At 55.9% G+C, this 16,053-nt stretch carries 17 protein-coding genes and 1 tRNA gene; 12 read left to right on the top strand and 6 right to left on the bottom strand.

Features of this window, described 5'->3' with window-relative positions:
• Position 1 precedes the first annotated feature (1 nt).
• Positions 2-139: a hypothetical protein gene (locus BN2154_RS15760; RefSeq protein ID WP_154666667.1), complete on the bottom strand. Its 138-nt coding sequence runs from the start codon at positions 137-139 to the stop codon at positions 2-4.
• Between the two features lie 156 nt (positions 140-295).
• Here BN2154_RS15760 and nrdR point away from each other — a divergent pair, with 156 nt between their 5' ends.
• Both nrdR and BN2154_RS09715 read left to right on the top strand, forming a co-directional pair.
• Positions 296-751: a transcriptional regulator NrdR gene (gene nrdR, locus BN2154_RS09720; protein WP_050618599.1), complete on the top strand. Its 456-nt coding sequence runs from the start codon at positions 296-298 to the stop codon at positions 749-751.
• A gap of 2 nt (positions 752-753) precedes the next feature.
• The gene (locus BN2154_RS09715; RefSeq protein WP_050618598.1) at positions 754-1,305 is read left to right on the top strand and encodes a DUF3795 domain-containing protein; all 552 of its coding nucleotides are present in this window, start codon (positions 754-756) and stop codon (positions 1,303-1,305) included.
• Positions 1,306-1,354: 49 nt separating this feature from the next.
• Here the strand turns inward: BN2154_RS09715 and BN2154_RS09710 are convergent, their stop codons facing one another.
• A complete protein-coding gene (locus BN2154_RS09710; protein WP_050618597.1) occupies positions 1,355-1,735 on the bottom strand; it encodes a DUF4363 family protein in 381 nt (126 codons plus the stop codon).
• Complete coding sequence (locus tag BN2154_RS09705) at positions 1,732-2,415, bottom strand: DUF421 domain-containing protein (protein ID WP_050618596.1); 684 nt, start codon at positions 2,413-2,415, stop codon at positions 1,732-1,734. The genes BN2154_RS09710 and BN2154_RS09705 overlap by 4 nt, the downstream gene beginning before the upstream one ends.
• Positions 2,416-2,567: 152 nt before the next feature.
• On the opposite strand from BN2154_RS09705, the gene BN2154_RS09700 reads away from it, so the two are divergent.
• The 6 genes from BN2154_RS09700 to BN2154_RS15315 all read left to right on the top strand — a co-directional run bounded on the left by BN2154_RS09700 (position 2,568) and on the right by BN2154_RS15315 (position 10,680).
• Positions 2,568-3,401: a metallophosphoesterase gene (locus tag BN2154_RS09700; RefSeq protein WP_242853733.1), complete on the top strand. Its 834-nt coding sequence runs from the start codon at positions 2,568-2,570 to the stop codon at positions 3,399-3,401.
• 136 nt (positions 3,402-3,537) lie between these two features.
• Positions 3,538-4,623: a carbamoyl phosphate synthase small subunit gene (locus BN2154_RS09695; RefSeq protein ID WP_050618595.1), complete on the top strand. Its 1,086-nt coding sequence runs from the start codon at positions 3,538-3,540 to the stop codon at positions 4,621-4,623.
• Positions 4,623-7,919, top strand: coding sequence for a carbamoyl-phosphate synthase large subunit (gene carB, locus BN2154_RS09690; protein WP_050618594.1), 3,297 nt, complete (start codon positions 4,623-4,625; stop codon positions 7,917-7,919). Before BN2154_RS09695 ends, carB begins: the two co-directional genes overlap by 1 nt.
• 22 nt (positions 7,920-7,941) lie before the next feature.
• Positions 7,942-9,483, top strand: coding sequence for a glutamine-hydrolyzing GMP synthase (gene guaA, locus BN2154_RS09685; protein ID WP_050618593.1), 1,542 nt, complete (start codon positions 7,942-7,944; stop codon positions 9,481-9,483).
• A 227-nt stretch (positions 9,484-9,710) separates the two neighbouring features.
• Positions 9,711-10,148, top strand: a complete 438-nt coding sequence (locus BN2154_RS15320) for a helix-turn-helix domain-containing protein (RefSeq protein WP_094762450.1) — start codon at positions 9,711-9,713, stop codon at positions 10,146-10,148.
• A complete protein-coding gene (locus BN2154_RS15315; protein ID WP_195892332.1) occupies positions 10,075-10,680 on the top strand; it encodes an IS630 family transposase in 606 nt (201 codons plus the stop codon). The genes BN2154_RS15320 and BN2154_RS15315 overlap by 74 nt, the downstream gene beginning before the upstream one ends.
• Before the next feature lie 650 nt (positions 10,681-11,330).
• Here the strand turns inward: BN2154_RS15315 and BN2154_RS09675 are convergent.
• Together BN2154_RS09675 and BN2154_RS09670 are read right to left on the bottom strand one after the other, a co-directional pair.
• Entirely contained in the window at positions 11,331-12,263 is a 933-nt protein-coding gene (locus BN2154_RS09675) for a WYL domain-containing protein (RefSeq protein WP_050618592.1), read from the bottom strand.
• Positions 12,250-13,596 carry a WYL domain-containing protein gene (locus BN2154_RS09670; protein WP_368013988.1) on the bottom strand — a complete coding sequence of 449 codons (1,347 nt, stop codon included), beginning with the start codon at positions 13,594-13,596 and terminating at the stop codon, positions 12,250-12,252. The genes BN2154_RS09675 and BN2154_RS09670 overlap by 14 nt, the downstream gene beginning before the upstream one ends.
• A gap of 42 nt (positions 13,597-13,638) precedes the next feature.
• On the opposite strand from BN2154_RS09670, the gene BN2154_RS15310 reads away from it, so the two are divergent.
• The 3 genes from BN2154_RS15310 to BN2154_RS09665 all read left to right on the top strand — a co-directional run bounded on the left by BN2154_RS15310 (position 13,639) and on the right by BN2154_RS09665 (position 14,779).
• Positions 13,639-14,043, top strand: coding sequence for a DUF6998 domain-containing protein (locus tag BN2154_RS15310; RefSeq protein ID WP_242853732.1), 405 nt, complete (start codon positions 13,639-13,641; stop codon positions 14,041-14,043).
• Entirely contained in the window at positions 14,006-14,098 is a 93-nt protein-coding gene (locus tag BN2154_RS16615) for a hypothetical protein (RefSeq protein WP_418779447.1), read from the top strand. Before BN2154_RS15310 ends, BN2154_RS16615 begins: the two co-directional genes overlap by 38 nt.
• 390 nt (positions 14,099-14,488) lie before the next feature.
• Complete coding sequence (locus BN2154_RS09665) at positions 14,489-14,779, top strand: hypothetical protein (RefSeq protein WP_050618590.1); 291 nt, start codon at positions 14,489-14,491, stop codon at positions 14,777-14,779.
• Between the two features lie 52 nt (positions 14,780-14,831).
• Here BN2154_RS09665 and BN2154_RS15755 read toward each other — a convergent pair whose 3' ends face one another.
• Entirely contained in the window at positions 14,832-15,143 is a 312-nt protein-coding gene (locus tag BN2154_RS15755) for a hypothetical protein (RefSeq protein ID WP_154666666.1), read from the bottom strand.
• A 398-nt stretch (positions 15,144-15,541) separates the two neighbouring features.
• Between BN2154_RS15755 and BN2154_RS09660 the strand changes: the two genes are divergently transcribed.
• Positions 15,542-15,614: transfer RNA gene (locus BN2154_RS09660), tRNA-Phe, on the top strand.
• The last annotated feature ends 439 nt before the right edge of the window (positions 15,615-16,053 follow it).

Below are 16,053 nucleotides of genomic sequence, written 5' to 3'. Positions count from 1 at the left end.
GTTAGAACTGCTCCTGCTGATTTTTCTTGTTCTGCTCCTGCTGGTTCTTCTTGTTCTGGGACTGGTTGTTGCGCTGATTGTTCTGGGACTGATTGTTCTGGGAGCTGTTCTGATTGCGATTTTGCTTGTTGTCGCTCATAAAACTCACCTCTTTTCGCGTCCCTAGTATTTCCAGAAAGTGGGGGGTCCTATACACAGAATGAGAAAAAGGGTATTTTTAGAAATGGCTATACCATATTTAGTAAAACTGTGGTATACTTATAACAATATAGGCGTACAAAGGAGGCTGCAAGTCATGAAATGCCCATTCTGCGGCAATTTGGAGAGCAAGGTCGTGGATTCCCGCCCCTCGGACGAGGGGGCCAGCATCCGCCGGCGGCGGGAGTGCCTGGAATGCCATAAGCGCTTTACCACCTATGAGACCATGGAGAGCCTGCCCCTGGTGGTCATCAAGAAGGACGGCAGCCGTCAGACCTTCGACCGGGACAAGCTGCTGGGCAGTATGCTCAAGGCCTGTGAAAAGCGCTCGGTGCCGCTGGCCGACCTGGAGCGGATGGCCGGCGAGATCGAGCAGGCCCTTCAAAACGATATGGAGCGGGAGGTCAGCTCGTCGGTGATCGGGGATTTGGTGATGGAGAAGTTGAAGGAGGTGGACGAGGTGGCCTATGTGCGGTTTGCCTCGGTTTACCGCCAGTTCAAGGACATCGGCACCTTTAAGGAGGAGCTGGACCGGCTCCTGGATGAGAAATAGGCATGAAGGACTTTGTGCGGGAGCATCCCCTGTTTTCCCTTTGTGGGCTGAACTGCGGCCTGTGTACGATGCACCTTGGCGGGCACTGCCCTGGCTGTGGCGGAGGGGAGGGCAACCAGTCCTGCGCCATCGCCCGATGCAGCCAGCAGCACGGCGGCGTGGCGTATTGCTGGCAGTGCGGGGAGTTTCCCTGCCGGCGCTTCGGAGAGGCGGATGCGTATGACTCCTTTGTCCCGTGCCGCGGCCGGCACAAGGACATCGAACGGGCGCGCCGGATCGGAGAAGCGGCATATCTGGCGGAGCTGGACGAGAAGATTCGGATTCTTCAGTTCCTGCTGGACGGTTTCAACGATGGGCGGAAGAAGAGCTTTTACTGCGCAGCCATGTGTTTCCTCGACCTGGAAGAGATCCGGACGGTGATGGCGGAGTTGACCGCCCGGGAGGACGTGGACGGTATGGAGCGCAAGGAGCGGGCTGCCGTTGCCGCAGACCTGTTCCGGCGAATGGCGGCGCAGCGCGGCGTGGAGCTGAAGCTCCGCCGAAAGCCCGGCTAAAAAAGTCAAACAGCCCCCGGCCCAGATGGTCCGGGGGCTGTTTGACTGGCTACAGCAGGTTTTTCAGATTAAACTGCTCCATTTCGTACAAAAGCTCCACCTGGGAGATGAGACGGGCGTTGGCGGCGGAATATTCACCGCCCTCCTGGCAGTTGATGAACTCCTGGACCTCTCGAAAGCCGGTATGGATCTGGTCGGTATCGGAGTGGCGGAGTACGGTATAGAGGTACATGTCGTGGCTGGTCCAGACGTCCAGGGCCTCCTTGGTGAGCCGCCCGGCCTCCTCCCAGTTGCCGGCCTCCGCCTGGACCTCCGCCTGGACCAGACGGTCGGTGAGGCCGGCGGAAAAGTTCCTGAGATAGCGGGAGTTCAGCAGGGTAGCGGTAAACAGGACGGCCATGACCCCCACGGCGAACCACAGGCGCTTCATCCCTTCCCCACCTCCCTGGGCACAAAATAGACCCGATTCTGCTCGTCTACCGACAGGAGGAACACATCCCGGACGTGGTGGACGTTGTGCTCCTCCAGCCGTTTTTGCAGCCACCCCTCGTTGAAGCCCCGCAGCTTCAGATTCCGTTCCAGCAGGCGGCCGTCGTCGATGATGACCAGGGGCAGTCCCACGTCGTCGGGGAAGAGGTTCATCTGCTCCGCCGTCACCGGCCGCTGATTGGCGTAGAGGATGACGGACACCCGGCCGTTGGTCTCCAGAATGGCGTACTTGACGGTAGACAGATCGGTAACGCTCTGCATCCGCAGCTCCTCGTTGAGCTCGTCCACCGTAAAGCGGTTGCGGCGCATTTCACGCTGGTTGAGCTGCCCATTCTGCACCACGATGCTGGGCCGGCCGCAGATCAGGGCCCGGAAGCGGACATGCTTCATGGTGAGCACCGACAGGATCATGGTGACGCACAGCAGGGTGAGGATGGGGATGACCCCGGAGAGCAGCGGGATGCCGAAGTCCTGCATGGGGACGGCGGCCAGATCGGCGATGATAAGGTCCAGCACCAGCTCCGACGGCTCCAGTTCACCGACCTGTCGCTTGCCCATGAGGCGGATGCCCGCGATGATGAGCAGATATAAAATGATGGTACGGGTAAATGCGATGACCATGGAAGGCCCTCCCAGTCGGTAGGATTCACACCTCAGTATGGCCCGGCGGGGATGGATTATTCCTGCGGCGGCGGAACAAATCTTCATACTTTCTTCAGACATCCCGGGGCGGGGTATGGTATCCTCAAAGAAAACGGCGGAGGCGAGGCCCTGTGTTGGGAAAAAAGAAGCGGCGCATCTGGCTGCCCCTGGCGGTCCTTTTGGCGGGGACGGTAGTTGCCGCGCTGGATGCCCGGCTGGCGGTGCGCCACTACCGGCTGGAGACCGCCCGGGTGTCCGTACCGGTCCGCATCGCCCTGCTCACCGACTTGCATAGCTGCGATTACGGGGAGGGGCAGGCCGGGCTGCTGGAGGCGGTGGCGGCAGAGGGCCCGGACGTGGTGCTGCTGGGCGGCGACATCGTGGACGACGACGCGCGCATGGACCCGGAGCGGGCCTATACGGCGGCGTCCGCCCTGGCCGCGAGCTGGCCCACCTATTATGTCTCGGGCAACCACGAGTTCTGGAGCGGAGAGGCCCACGCCATCAAGACCGCGCTGGAGGCACGGGGCGTGACCGTGCTGGAGGGAGCGTGCGTCCCCGTGGCCGTGGACGGGCAGACCATACAGCTCTGCGGCGTGGACGACCCGGCGGCGGGGGAGGCGGTCTGGCGCGCCCAGCTTGCGCGGGCCGCGGCGCAGGCCGATCCAGACCTTTTCACCATACTGCTGACCCACCGCCCCGAGCGGGTGGAGGCATACCGGGGGCGGGGCTTCGACCTGATCCTGGCGGGCCACGCCCATGGAGGCCAGTGGCGGCTGCCTGGGGTGGTCAACGGCCTGCTCGCGCCGGATCAGGGCCTGTTCCCCCCATACGCCGGAGGGCGGTATGAGCTGGAGGGCGGCACGCTGATCGTCAGCCGGGGACTGGCCAGGGAGTCCACCCGGGTGCCCCGGGTTTTCAACCGGCCGGAACTGGTCATCATTGACGTGACGCCTGCCTGCTGAGGCGCGGGCATTTGTCCAAAACCACGTTTTTTCGTTTTTGGGCCGAAAAGAGAAGGGTCGGAACTTGTAAACGGGTGATCTTTGGGATAAAATTGGACAGATCACATTCAGAATACGAAAGGCGGGATTCCAGACGATGAAAGCGACCCTCATTCTGGGCAACGGCGCGGTCTTTCACGGGCAGAGCATCGGCGCTACGGGAGACCGGGTGTGCGAGATGGTGTTCAACACCTCCATGACCGGCTACCAGGAGATCTTGACCGACCCGTCCTATGCGGGACAGGGCATCGTGATGTCTTATCCTCTCATCGGCAATTACGGCGTGAACGGCGCGGACAATGAGTCCGCCCGGCCTTGGGCGGAGGCCTTTGTGGTCCGTCATCTGGCCCGGCGCGGGAGCAATTTCCGCTGTGAGGGCGATCTGGATATCTATTTGAAACAACATAATATCACGGGGATCGAGGGGGTGGACACCCGCGCGATCACCCGCATTCTCCGCAATCAGGGCACCATGAACGGTATGATCACCTGTGCGGAGGATTTTTGTATAGAGGACTGTTTGAGCAAAATCCGCGCCTACCGGGTGGAGGGCACGGTGGAGCGGGTGACCCGCAAGGCCCCCCAGGTCTGCCCCGCCCACGGCGTGCAGAAGCTGCGGGTGGCTTTGATGGATTACGGCGTCAAGGAGAACATGGTCCGCTGCCTCCAGGAGCGGGGCTGCCAGGTGACGGTCTACCCTGCCCATACCCCCGCCGAGACCGTGCTGGAGGGGAACTTCGACGGCGTGATGCTCTCCAACGGCCCCGGTGACCCGGCGGACAACGTGGCCATCATCGCCGAGGTGAGGAAGCTCTACGACTCCGGCCTGCCCATCTTTGCCGTCTGTCTGGGCCACCAGCTCATGGCCCTGGCCACCGGAGCCGCGACCCGGAAGATGCGCTTCGGCCACCGGGGGGCCAACCACCCGGTGAAGGACCTGGCCGCCGGACGGGTGTTCATCACCTCCCAGAACCACGGCTATGTGGTCACGGCGGAGAGCGTGGACCCTGCGGTGGCCCAGGTCTCCCACGTCAACGTCAACGAGGGCTCAGTGGAGGGCCTGCGTTATCAAAACGGCAACGTGTGCACCGTCCAGTTCCACCCCGAGGCCTCCCCGGGCCCCCAGGATACGGAGTACCTGTTTGACCGCTTTGTGAGCAAGATGGAAGGAGGCGCCTGGTAATGCCGAAAAACCCTAAGATCCAAAAGGTGCTGGTGCTGGGCTCCGGCCCCATCGTCATCGGCCAGGCCGCCGAATTCGACTACGCGGGCACCCAGGCCTGCCGCGCCCTGAAGGAAGAGGGCGTGGAGGTGGTGCTGGTCAACTCCAACCCCGCCACCATCATGACCGACAAGGACATCGCCGACCACGTGTATATTGAGCCCCTCAACATCGCCAGCGTGACCCAGGTCATCCAGAAAGAGCGGCCCGACTCCATCCTGCCCACCCTGGGCGGCCAGACCGGGCTGAACCTGGCCATGAACCTCCATGAACAGGGCATTTTGGACCAGTACGGCGTGCGGCTGCTGGGCACCTCCCCCGAGTCCATCCGCAAGGCGGAGGACCGCCAGGGCTTTAAGGACGCCATGGAGGAGATCGGGCAGCCCTGCGTCACCTCCGACGTGGTGGAGTCCGTGGAGGATGCCGTGGCCTTCGCCGGGCGCATCGGCTATCCGGTCATCGTCCGCCCCGCCTATACGCTGGGCGGCACCGGCGGCGGCATCGCCTACGATGAGCCCGGTCTGCGGGAGATTGCCGACCGGGGCATCCACCTCAGCCGGGTGGGCCAGGTCCTCATCGAGCGCTCCATCGCCGGCTGGAAGGAGATCGAGTTCGAGGTCATGCGGGACTCGGCGGGCAATGTCATCCAGATCTGCTCCATGGAGAACATCGACCCCGTGGGCGTCCACACCGGCGACTCCATCGTGGTGGCCCCCACCCAGACCCTGGCCAACAGGGAATATCAGATGCTGCGCTCCGCCTCGCTGGACATCATCTCCGCCCTGAAGATCGAGGGCGGCTGCAACGTGCAACTGGCGCTGAACCCCGATTCCTTTGAATATGCCGTCATCGAGGTCAACCCCCGGGTGAGCCGCTCCTCCGCTCTGGCCTCCAAGGCCACCGGCTATCCCATCGCCAAGGTGGCCGCCAAGATCGCCCTGGGCTACACCCTGGACGAGATCCCCAACGCCGTCACCGGAAAGACCACCGCCTGCTTCGAGCCCACCCTGGATTACTGTGTGCTTAAGATCCCCCGCCTGCCCTTCGACAAGTTCACCACCGCCAGCCGTACTCTGGGCACTCAGATGAAGGCCACCGGCGAGGTCATGGCCATCGGCAACTCCTTCGAGGGGGCCCTGATGAAGGCCATCCGCTCACTGGAGCTGCCCGTCAAGTCCCTGCGCCTGCCGGGATTGGACGAGCTGTATACCGAGGACATCGAGGACCGGCTGGTCAACATCGACGATCAGCGGCTGTTCATTGTGGCCGAGGCGCTGCGCCGGGGCTTCTCGCCGGAGAAGATCAACAAAATCACCCAATACGACCTGTGGTTCCTGGACCGGTTCCAAAATATCGTGGATATGGAGGACCGGCTGGAGCGCGGCCGGCTGGACCCGGATACCCTCCGGCAGGCCAAGGAGATGGGCTTCTCCGACGCCTGGATCGCCGCCCTGGCGGGGAAGGAGCGGGCGGAGATCAAGGCCCTGCGGGAGCGGCAGGGCCTTGTGCCCGCCTTCAAGATGGTGGACACCTGCGCCGCTGAGTTCGAGGCCCAGACCCCCTATTACTACTCCACCTACGACGCGGAAAACGAGGCCGCCGAACCGCTCCATCTCCCCGACGTGGGCGAGCTGGCGCCTGATATTCCCAGAGCACCCTATCTCTCCGCCAGCCAGGGCGAGGCCCATCGCACCCAGGCGGCCAGGGAGAAGAGGAAGGTGCTGGTGCTGGGCTCCGGGCCCATCCGCATTGGCCAGGGTATCGAGTTTGACTACTGCTCGGTCCATTCGGTCTGGGCCTTCAAGCGCCTGGGCTATGAGACCATCATCATCAACAATAACCCCGAGACCGTCTCCACCGACTTTGACGTGGCCGACAAGCTGTACTTTGAGCCCCTGACGCCCGAGGACGTGGAGGCTGTGGTGGAGCTGGAGAAGCCCTGGGGGGCGGTGGTCCAGTTCGGCGGCCAGACCGCCATCAAGCTGGCCAAGGCCCTCACCGACATGGGCGTGCCCATCCTGGGCACCTCCTCCGACGGCGTGGACGCCGCCGAGGACCGGGAGCGGTTCGACGAGATCCTCCAGCAGTGCAGGATTCCCCGGGCCGCGGGCAAGACGGTCTTTACCACCGAAGAGGCGCTGGCCGCCGCCCACGAGGTGGGCTATCCCGTGCTGGTGCGTCCCTCCTATGTGCTGGGCGGACAGGGGATGGAGATCGCCTATAACGACCGCAACATCGTGGAGTTCATGAAGATCATCAACATGACCGAGCAGGAACACCCCATCCTGGTGGACAAATACCTGATGGGCCGGGAGGTGGAGGTGGACGGCGTGTTCGACGGGGAGGACATTCTGATCCCCGGCGTCATGGAGCATGTGGAGCGGGCCGGCGTCCACTCCGGCGACTCCATTTCGGTCTATCCGCCGCTCCACATCGAGGAGAAGCACAAACAGACCATTTTGCAGTACACCTACGATCTGGCCAAGGCCCTGGGGGTCATCGGCCTCATCAACATCCAGTTCATCCTGTACGACGACCAGGTGTACGTCATCGAGGTCAACCCCCGCTCCAGCCGCACCATTCCCTATATCTCCAAGGTCACCGGCGTGCCCATCATCGACCTGGCCACCAAGGTTATGCTGGGCCAGAAGCTGAAGGACTTGGGCTATGGTACCGGCATCTACCCCGAGGCCCCCTATTACGCCGTGAAGATGCCGGTGTTCTCCTTTGAGAAGCTCACCGACGTGGACACCGGCCTTGGGCCCGAGATGAAATCCACCGGCGAGGTGCTGGGCATCGCGGAGTCCTTCCCCCAGGCCCTGCTGAAGGCCTTCAAGGGGGCCAATATGAAGGTGCCCAAGCGGGGCGGCCGGGTCATCATTACCGTCAAGGACGAGGACAAGGGCGAGATCGTGGGGATTGCCCGGGGCCTGGCCGAGATGGGCATCGAGATTCTGGCCACCTCCGGTACCTGCGATGCCTTGAACGCCGCCGGCGTGGAGGCCAGGAAGGTGGCCAGGGTCACCCAGGCCCACCCCAATATCCTGGACATGATCGCCTCCGGCTCGGTGGACCTGGTCATCAATACCCCCACCAAGGGCCGCAAGCACGACACGGACGGCTTCAAGATTCGCCGGGCTGCCGTGGAGCACTCGGTGGGCTGCGTCACCGCCATTGACACCGCACATGCCGTTCTGACCGTCCGGGAGCAGGGGAGAAGCGTGGACCTGCGTCCCATCGACATTACCCGGATCTGAGGCCCCGGAGAGGAGTAGGAGTATGAAGCATCAATTGATCATCGTACTGGATTTCGGCGGGCAGTACAACCAGCTCATCGCCCGGCGGGTCCGGGAGTGCGGCGTCTACTGCGAGGTGCGCCCCTATACCACCCCACTGGCGGAGCTTGAGGCCATGAAGCCCATCGGCTTCATTTTCACCGGCGGACCCAACAGCGTCTATGACGAACGCGCGCCCCATGTGGACCCGGCTGTCTTCGAACTGGGAGTCCCCGTGCTGGGTATCTGCTACGGCTGCCAGCTCATGGCCCACACCCTGGGAGGACAGGTCACCGCCGCCCAGGCGGACACCGCCCGGGAGTACGGCAAGACGGAGACCTACTACGATACCTCCTGCCGGCTCTTCCGGGGCCTGCCGGCGCAGGGCGTGTCCTGGATGAGCCATGGGGACTATATGGCCCGGGTGCCCGAGGGCTTTGCTCTCACCGCCCACACGGACGCCTGCCCCAATGTGGCCATCGCCGACGAAGCCCGGGGCTTTTATGGAGTGCAGTACCACCCTGAGGTCAACCACACCGCGCACGGCATGGATATGATCCGCAATTTTCTCTATGAGGTCTGCGGAGCCGTGGGAGACTGGACCATGGGGGACTATCTGAAAACCTCCGTGGCCGCCATCCGGGAGAAGGTGGGGGACGGGAAGGTGCTGCTGGCTCTGTCCGGCGGAGTAGATTCCTCCGTATGTGCCGCCCTGCTGGCCGAGGCCGTCGGCAAGCAGCTTACCTGTGTCTTCGTCGATCACGGGCTTATGCGGAAGAACGAGGGGGACGAGGTAGAGCAGGCTTTTGCCAAATGGGACCTGAACTTTGTCCGGGTGGATGCCGAGAGCCGGTTTTTGCTGAAGCTGGCCGGGGTGGACGAGCCCGAGCATAAGCGGAAGATCATCGGGGAGGAGTTCATCCGGGTTTTTGAGGAAGAGGCCAAAAAGATCGGCAAGGTGGACTTCCTGGCGCAGGGCACCATTTATCCCGACGTGATCGAATCGGGCGCCGGGGACGCCGCTGTCATCAAGAGCCACCACAACGTGGGCGGACTGCCCGACTATGTGGACTTCCAGGAGATCATTGAGCCTCTGCGGCTTCTGTTCAAGGACGAGGTGCGGCAGTTGGGCCGTGAGTTGGGACTGCCTGAGTATCTGGTCATGCGCCAGCCCTTTCCCGGTCCGGGGCTTGCCATCCGCATCATCGGGGACATCACCAAGGAGAAGGCGGACACCCTGCGGGAAGCCGACGCCATCTTCCGGGACGAGATTGCCAAAGCCGGTGAGGACAAGAATCTGAACCAGTACTTCGCCGTCCTGACCAACACCCGCAGTGTGGGCGTCATGGGCGACGGCCGGACCTATGACTACACCCTGGCCCTGCGCGCCGTCACCACCAGCGACTTCATGACCGCCGATTGGGCCCGCATCCCCTACGAGGTGCTGGACCGGGTGTCTGCCCGAATTGTCAATGAGGTCAAGGGCATCAACCGAATCGTGTATGATATCACGTCCAAACCGCCCGCCACAATAGAATGGGAATGATTTCAGAGGCCCGGAAAAGCCTGATATGACTGGTTTTTCTAAGGTTTGATACCCTCCGTGGCAACGATTTGGCAACATTTTTTCATTATTCATAAAAAGAGAGCTAACTGATTTTGATTAGTCAGTTAGCTCTCTTTTTTGTATTTTATAGCAATCTTCAATAATATCGCACAGCACTTTAACTTTTTGCCAAAAGTGGTATAACAGAGCCAGGGAAGGTGAGTGTCATGCTACATAACGAAGCACGAAAATTGATTTTGGAAGCGTATGACAAAGGTATCAGCGTGAAAGAACTGGCGGAATGCTTTTGCGTGAATCCCTGTTCGATCTACCGTTTGCTGAAGCGGCGAAACGAGACCGGAAGTTATGAAACCCAAACCAATCTTCGAGGAAAGAAGCCCAAGCTCTCGGACGCAGATCGCCAAAATATTATGGCGCTTATAAGCAAACGGTCAGATATCACCTGTCTTGAAATCATAGAGACCTTGGATCTTTCTGTGAGCATTGATACAGTATGGCGATTTCTGAAAAAGCAGGGTTATCGCCGCAAGAAGAAATCTCTCCATGCCAGCGAACAGGAGCGTCCCCGATGTGGCAAGGAAACGGAAAGACTGGCACGACCTTATATCTGGGTTCAACATCAATCATCTCGTTTTCCAGGATGAAAGCGGCTGCAATACCGATATGACAAGGCGGTATGCCTATTCGATTGGCGGAAGCAGAGCAGTTGACTCCGCGCCACTCTCCAAGCCGAAGAACACGACGATTCTGTCTTCTATTCAGCGGGATGGAACCTTACGGTACACAACTTTTTCCGGTGGAACAACGGTCGAAAAATTCAAAGAATATTTGGAACATGACTTATTGCCATATTTGAACGGAGATTCCGTTCTCGTTATGGACAATATGAAGTCGCACCATGCTAAGGTTGTGAAGGCGCTGTTAGATAAGGCTAAGATTCCGTATCTCTATCTTCCGCCCTATAGCCCTGATTTGAATCCGATTGAAAAGCTTTGGTCAAAGGTAAAAGCTCTGTTGCGTAAATGCAAGGCCAGAATGGCAGATCAACTCCCGGATGCCATTCAGGTCGCTTTTCATACAGTAACCGCTTCTGATTGCTCAGGATGGTTAACTCCTGCGGATATGTGCTTTAATTCTGAAAATTGCTATAATTTAGAATACGAAGGGATGATGTAATAATGACAAATGTACGATTAGTGAAGACTGGGATACAAGATGTATTTGCCCGTATCCGTATCATGAAAACCTCTGCCGAGAAAGCGGTGCTCCGGGGGTACGCAGTAGATCACAATGGCGTACGATGCAATAACTGCCGAGAATTACAGCATTTTTTAAACGCTCTGACACGAGTTTGGCTTTTGCCTTGCAACACCTTGCCGGTCGAATTGCTGCTGAGTACCGAAGTGTAAACAAGCCGTAGAGCAATGCCTCTAATAATGCTATTCAAAGTGGCCCTTTCACGGCTGCGGTAAATCTGTTAGTGGCCGAAAACAGGCTAAACGAACTTGCTTCGCCGAATTGGGCTGAAAGTACACGGCGCAAGACAGGGACTTCTGCATGACACTGTTGAAGATACAGATACGACGGTTGAGGAGATTGCGGAGAAATTCGGTACGACATTGCTGCTCTTGTTAGTGACCATAGCGAAGATAAAACAAGACATGGGAAGAGCGAAAGACGCACGCCATGAAAGAATTGGCTGAGGCCAGCAGACGCATGAAGATATTGGTTATGGCCTCCGGACGAGTATAATGATTTTCTGAGTAGGAGCAAGGGCCCCTGCTGAATAGCAGAGGCCCTTCCTTATTGCTTAATTTCGCCGTAAATCACTTAACTACCGGGAACAAATTCTGAGGAGAGAAGGCATGTTGCTTTTTGAGTCGCTCCTTTATCAAATCAATGAATGCATCAGGAGACACAATCTCCAGCACGGGACCAAATGACAGAACACGTATCAGCAGTTCAGTCTCATCGTCACGATCATAGCGCAACTTGATCTGGTAGAGACGATGATCGAGTTTCTGCGTTTCCTTTTCAAAATGAGAGAAGTGGAGTAATACACGCTCCAGAGCATTTCTTTCATCATGAAGAAGCAGAGTCAGTGCACACATGCGTTCCTGCGGTAGTTGCATGTTGGTGACGTCATATTCCTCCAGCAGCTCACAGGACCGGACGCGAGCGAGGTTGATGGTATGCATATTTCGCTTTCCTCGGGACTGAAGCCGGAACTTATCGTCCTTTGCAGAGTACTCCAAGCGATAGGGCATGCAGACTAGAGAGTGACGAATTCCGGTATGTCCCCGGAAGCGGATGCGGAGCATTCTCTTTTCCCTAATCGACTGCAGCACTGTCCGGAAACACGCGATATAGTTTTCATCCTCATAAGGATCGCCGTCAGCATACTGATCGAACAGCACGAATGTACCCGGCTGATATAACGGTTCAATATCTTTAAGACCATTGGTATCAGGATTAAACAGAGCAATGCGTGGATCCTGCAGCAACGCCTTGAGCCAACGCTTCTGCAGCAACGTCAGAGGCATAGTAGGGGAGTGCTGGATCACTGTTTTCAGTTCCTGGTCAAGAAGAGGCCATGCTTCCTTTTTGAGTGCTGCAGGAATTGAGAGGGAGCTTTCCGCAAATGCTTTAGCCTGGATCAGCTCTGTCATGCGTCGATCAGTCAGGCAACCGGCAGATGCTTCGGAGAGAACGGCAGCGACAACGTTGAAGTAGCTGCCATAGATTTCACTGAACAGCACCGTTGTCACCTCCGTACATAGCATTTATTCGCTCGAGATCCTCATAAAATGTCTTTACTACGAATTGGCTGCTGCACTGCAGATCTACGATACGGCCAATAAAGGTCCTCAGCCACGGAAGCATTTCAGAAGCGTCATAAACGTCAGCTACGAATTTACAAGTATGATCGTCAATGATCTCGATGCGCCCGTGTCGCTTCTCACGATCAAGACGCTGCAGGATGAACTCTTCACCGGGGCCATGATGGATCGTCATTTCAATATGATCCAGGTTATGGTCAGGGCCAGTCGATACACCCCAGAGGTGCTGGTCAAACTTTTCCTGATACCCCACATACTTCTCATAATGCTTCTCAACATTACCGATGGCCACTTTCTTGATTGCATCCAGTCGGAAGAAAGTCATGTGCTTGCCACGATAATGGTAACCCAGTAGATACTGACGACCGGACTGTGTGCTGACATAAATGTTCAGGGGGCACACTGTACGCTGGTAATCGCGACCGCTGCGGAGACTCTTGACTGTTAATTCCACAGCACGCTGCTCATCAATGGCAAGCAGTAGGTCGCATAGCACATCGCTATCCAGAGCATGGAGTATGTAGTGATGCTTGAAACGGAAGGCGTCAGAGTTTTCCTCCAGTTTATCCATCAGAAAGGAACCGACAACGCCCATGGGGTTTTCCTCAGAGAAGAATGCCAGAGCATCCGCCCAAGTGGTCAGATCAAAGGACTCATCGTCTGTTCTCTTGTAGAATACCTCACGACCACGTTTCTCAGAACAGAGGAGGCCGAGTGCTTCATACTCCTTCAGCTTCTTTCGTACAGTGGATTCGTCTAAAGAGAAGACATCATTAAAATGAGACAGATAGCCATCTGTGATCCGGTCGATAATTTCCTTAGAGGAGAGAGCGTTTCCATCAGCCAGGATGTCCAAAATGTAGAAATGCAGTGTAATATCCTTGTCTGTAAAGCTTTTTGCCTTGAAAGCTTTATGGAGGGGATTCTGAGGGATTCTCCGGCTATCTACAGATAGAAACACGTTCTTTCCGGTTGCATCCTGATGGAAGGACATATAGTCGCCGAGCCAGCTTTCAATTCTACGGCGCTCATTATCATAGCTACGTGCGCTTTTGGCATCATATTCCTCACGGCTCTTGAAGCCATAGACATAGAATTCGCGCATGTAGTCACGGATACGCTCGAAGTTCTTTATTAGCTCGCTGTATGCCATCAAATCCACCTTCACTACCAGTTTATATTGATATTTTATCACATATCCTGTCCCAATAAAAGGACAGCGAGACAACTTATTAAAAGGTTTAGCTGCCATTTCTCTGTAAGATGGGTACAATACTTGCAGGTGGTGATACATTTGAGCACTTCTGAGAATAACGCTCTGCTTTCAGAGAAGGTGAAGAGAATATATGCGATTACCGCAGAACTTGAGGCTCTGTATCCCGGTCGTCACTTTACTCCGGACGGACATATGGTTGGCAGTATTGGCGAAGTATTGGTAGCCGAGAACTGTGGTTTGCAGTTACTGCCAGCTTCCCATGAGACTCACCATGCTGTAGTGCCGGATGGTCGCTATGTTCAGATTAAGGCCACGCAGATTAATCGAATTGCCATCAGCAGTGAGCCAGACTATTTGATTGTCATTAAACTCTTACCAGATGGATCGATCGTTCGAAGAATGCTACAACGGAAAAGGTGCCACAGTATGGAACGCCGCTGGTCCCATTCAGAAGAATGGCCAGCGCAGTATTTCCCTAGCTAAACTGCACAAGTTAAATGATGAGCAGAATGACACTGACCGCATCCAACGTACTTAATGTGGAGGAATTGGCATGGATATCATTGAAAAAGAAGTCTTACATAAAATTCTGGGCGTTGGAACTGTCATTAGCTAGGAGGGTAAAACACTGTCCGTTCATTTCGGCAGCAAGAATGGCTAGATTACCCGGCAAGATCTTGAAGATGTATTAGCCAATGGAGACTTGGTCTGCTATGAAAGTCAGATGCTGCGTGAATGGAAGGCGATGGCTGGCATTGTTCAGAACGGTGACCGCAAAGGTCAACCCATGCATTTGAGTGGTGTCCAAACGAACAGCCTCTGCACTCTGACCACTCGTGAGCCCTATACCACGGAATAAGATCGATTTATCTTTGCTGTCTTCCTGGTAGATCAGACCTATGATGGAGATGATCTGGACGAAGGCTTTGTGTCAACTAAGTCAAAATTCAAGATTAAGCTGACATCTGATCAGGCTCACCAGATGCCGTTCTGGCGCTACCACGCAAATGAAAAACAACCTGATGTTGCTGTGTGGAGCTCCGGATTACACCGGTATATTACAGATGAGCAGGCTGCTCAGGTCCTCAGAGATATTGTTGAAATTAAGAAAGGTACTGAAGACGAAGACTTGGCAAAGGAGTTCTTTGATACATTCTGTACGATTACCAAAATTGACGCGAAATCTCTAAGTGAGCCCACAGGCACATTGTGTCAGTAATAAGTTTGTATTGCAAAAGCCCTGTCCATCGTGGACAGGGCTTCATTTGTGCTTACTTTTGATAATTTGTCGCATGGCAGAAATTAAAATATTGCTTAGCTGCAGCCTTCAGTGATGCCATACCATTGCGGATGTTTGCACCAGGCTTGAGCGTAAGTCCAATGGGCGGTTGTTTTGAGTTGCTCTCGTCTGTGGCTGAGTATTCCATCTTATTGAGGACATAGCTACCTCCATCTTTGATATACTTCAAATCCAGACAAAGACCATGTTCGATCCGTTTCACACGACTTAGCGCATCTGCCATTGGGCGTGGCTGCAGGTCGGTGCTGTTTTCCAACCAGTATTTGGATTGATTATATCTCATTTTATGAACCCCCCAAGCTTTTATACATTAAGCATATCACATGAAGTTGTAATTGTATTTAGCCGGAAAAATTTATATGTGATTACAGCAATAAACAGTGTTCGCAACTTTTTTTCCGTGATTTTCCTCTGTCTGGGAGGTATTCTTAACTCACGAAAAGCACAAACAGCAACACTAAAAAGCATACGACTGTTAACCGTAGAAGCTATATGCCCCCTGCGAGGCCACTTATGGACGTAGCACTGGGGCGGTGAAATGTGCTTTGTAAAAGACGCCAACAGCAATTATCTGATATTGTCCTACATTAGCTCACTTAAGGAGCACCTGACTTCAGGTCAGGCCAAAGTTGGGTGAGATCCCCAACATGTAATTATCATAATGGCGTCTTGTGAATGCATCATCCGATAGTTCAGCTGGTAGAATAGGAGACTAAAAATCTCAGTGTCGTGGGTTCAAGTCCCACTCGGATGATGCACTTCAATGATAAAGGCGGTAGCTGGCCGTGAGATATCCGCGTGGCCGTAAGCTGGGATGTAGAGAATCGGTCTGCCACCTTTATGAAAGGCACCAACAGCAAAGAACGAATAGCTAAGTTGGTTATAGCAGATGGTTCATACCCATCGTTCGTGGGTTCGACTCCCACTTCACATGGTGCCTTGTTTTATCAATTAAAAGATGCCAACAGCAATCAAACATGACGGTTTTGAGTCCGAAGCTACTGCAGGTAGTGGGCTGCCGGGAAAATAACAGCTCACGAAAGTGGCAAATCACAAAATGGCATCTTGTTAAAGGCGCGGACAGCAAGAGCGCAAAGGTCTGGCTCATGCTCTTGAGCCACTTATCTAATCCCCGGCAGTAGCGATGAATGATTGCATAGTTGTCCGAAGTTGCCGGAACTGAAGACAGCAGC

This window comes from Intestinimonas massiliensis (ex Afouda et al. 2020), from assembly GCF_001244995.1.
Lineage (GTDB): Bacteria > Bacillota > Clostridia > Oscillospirales > Oscillospiraceae > Intestinimonas > Intestinimonas massiliensis.
This window is presented reverse-complemented; position numbering and strand designations above follow the sequence as displayed.

Excerpts from the sequence above, each read along its gene's own strand:
- BN2154_RS15760 (WP_154666667.1), bottom strand. The coding sequence starts at position 139 with ATGAGCGACAACAAGCAAAATCGCAATCAGAACAGCTCCCAGAACAAT.
- nrdR (WP_050618599.1), top strand. The coding sequence starts at position 296 with ATGAAATGCCCATTCTGCGGCAATTTGGAGAGCAAGGTCGTGGATTCC.
- BN2154_RS09715 (WP_050618598.1), top strand. The coding sequence starts at position 754 with ATGAAGGACTTTGTGCGGGAGCATCCCCTGTTTTCCCTTTGTGGGCTG.
- BN2154_RS09710 (WP_050618597.1), bottom strand. The coding sequence starts at position 1,735 with ATGAAGCGCCTGTGGTTCGCCGTGGGGGTCATGGCCGTCCTGTTTACC.
- BN2154_RS09705 (WP_050618596.1), bottom strand. The coding sequence starts at position 2,415 with ATGGTCATCGCATTTACCCGTACCATCATTTTATATCTGCTCATCATC.
- BN2154_RS09695 (WP_050618595.1), top strand. The coding sequence starts at position 3,538 with ATGAAAGCGACCCTCATTCTGGGCAACGGCGCGGTCTTTCACGGGCAG.
- carB (WP_050618594.1), top strand. The coding sequence starts at position 4,623 with ATGCCGAAAAACCCTAAGATCCAAAAGGTGCTGGTGCTGGGCTCCGGC.
- guaA (WP_050618593.1), top strand. The coding sequence starts at position 7,942 with ATGAAGCATCAATTGATCATCGTACTGGATTTCGGCGGGCAGTACAAC.
- BN2154_RS15320 (WP_094762450.1), top strand. The coding sequence starts at position 9,711 with ATGCTACATAACGAAGCACGAAAATTGATTTTGGAAGCGTATGACAAA.
- BN2154_RS09670 (WP_368013988.1), bottom strand. The coding sequence starts at position 13,596 with ATGGCAGCTAAACCTTTTAATAAGTTGTCTCGCTGTCCTTTTATTGGG.
- BN2154_RS15755 (WP_154666666.1), bottom strand. The coding sequence starts at position 15,143 with ATGAGATATAATCAATCCAAATACTGGTTGGAAAACAGCACCGACCTG.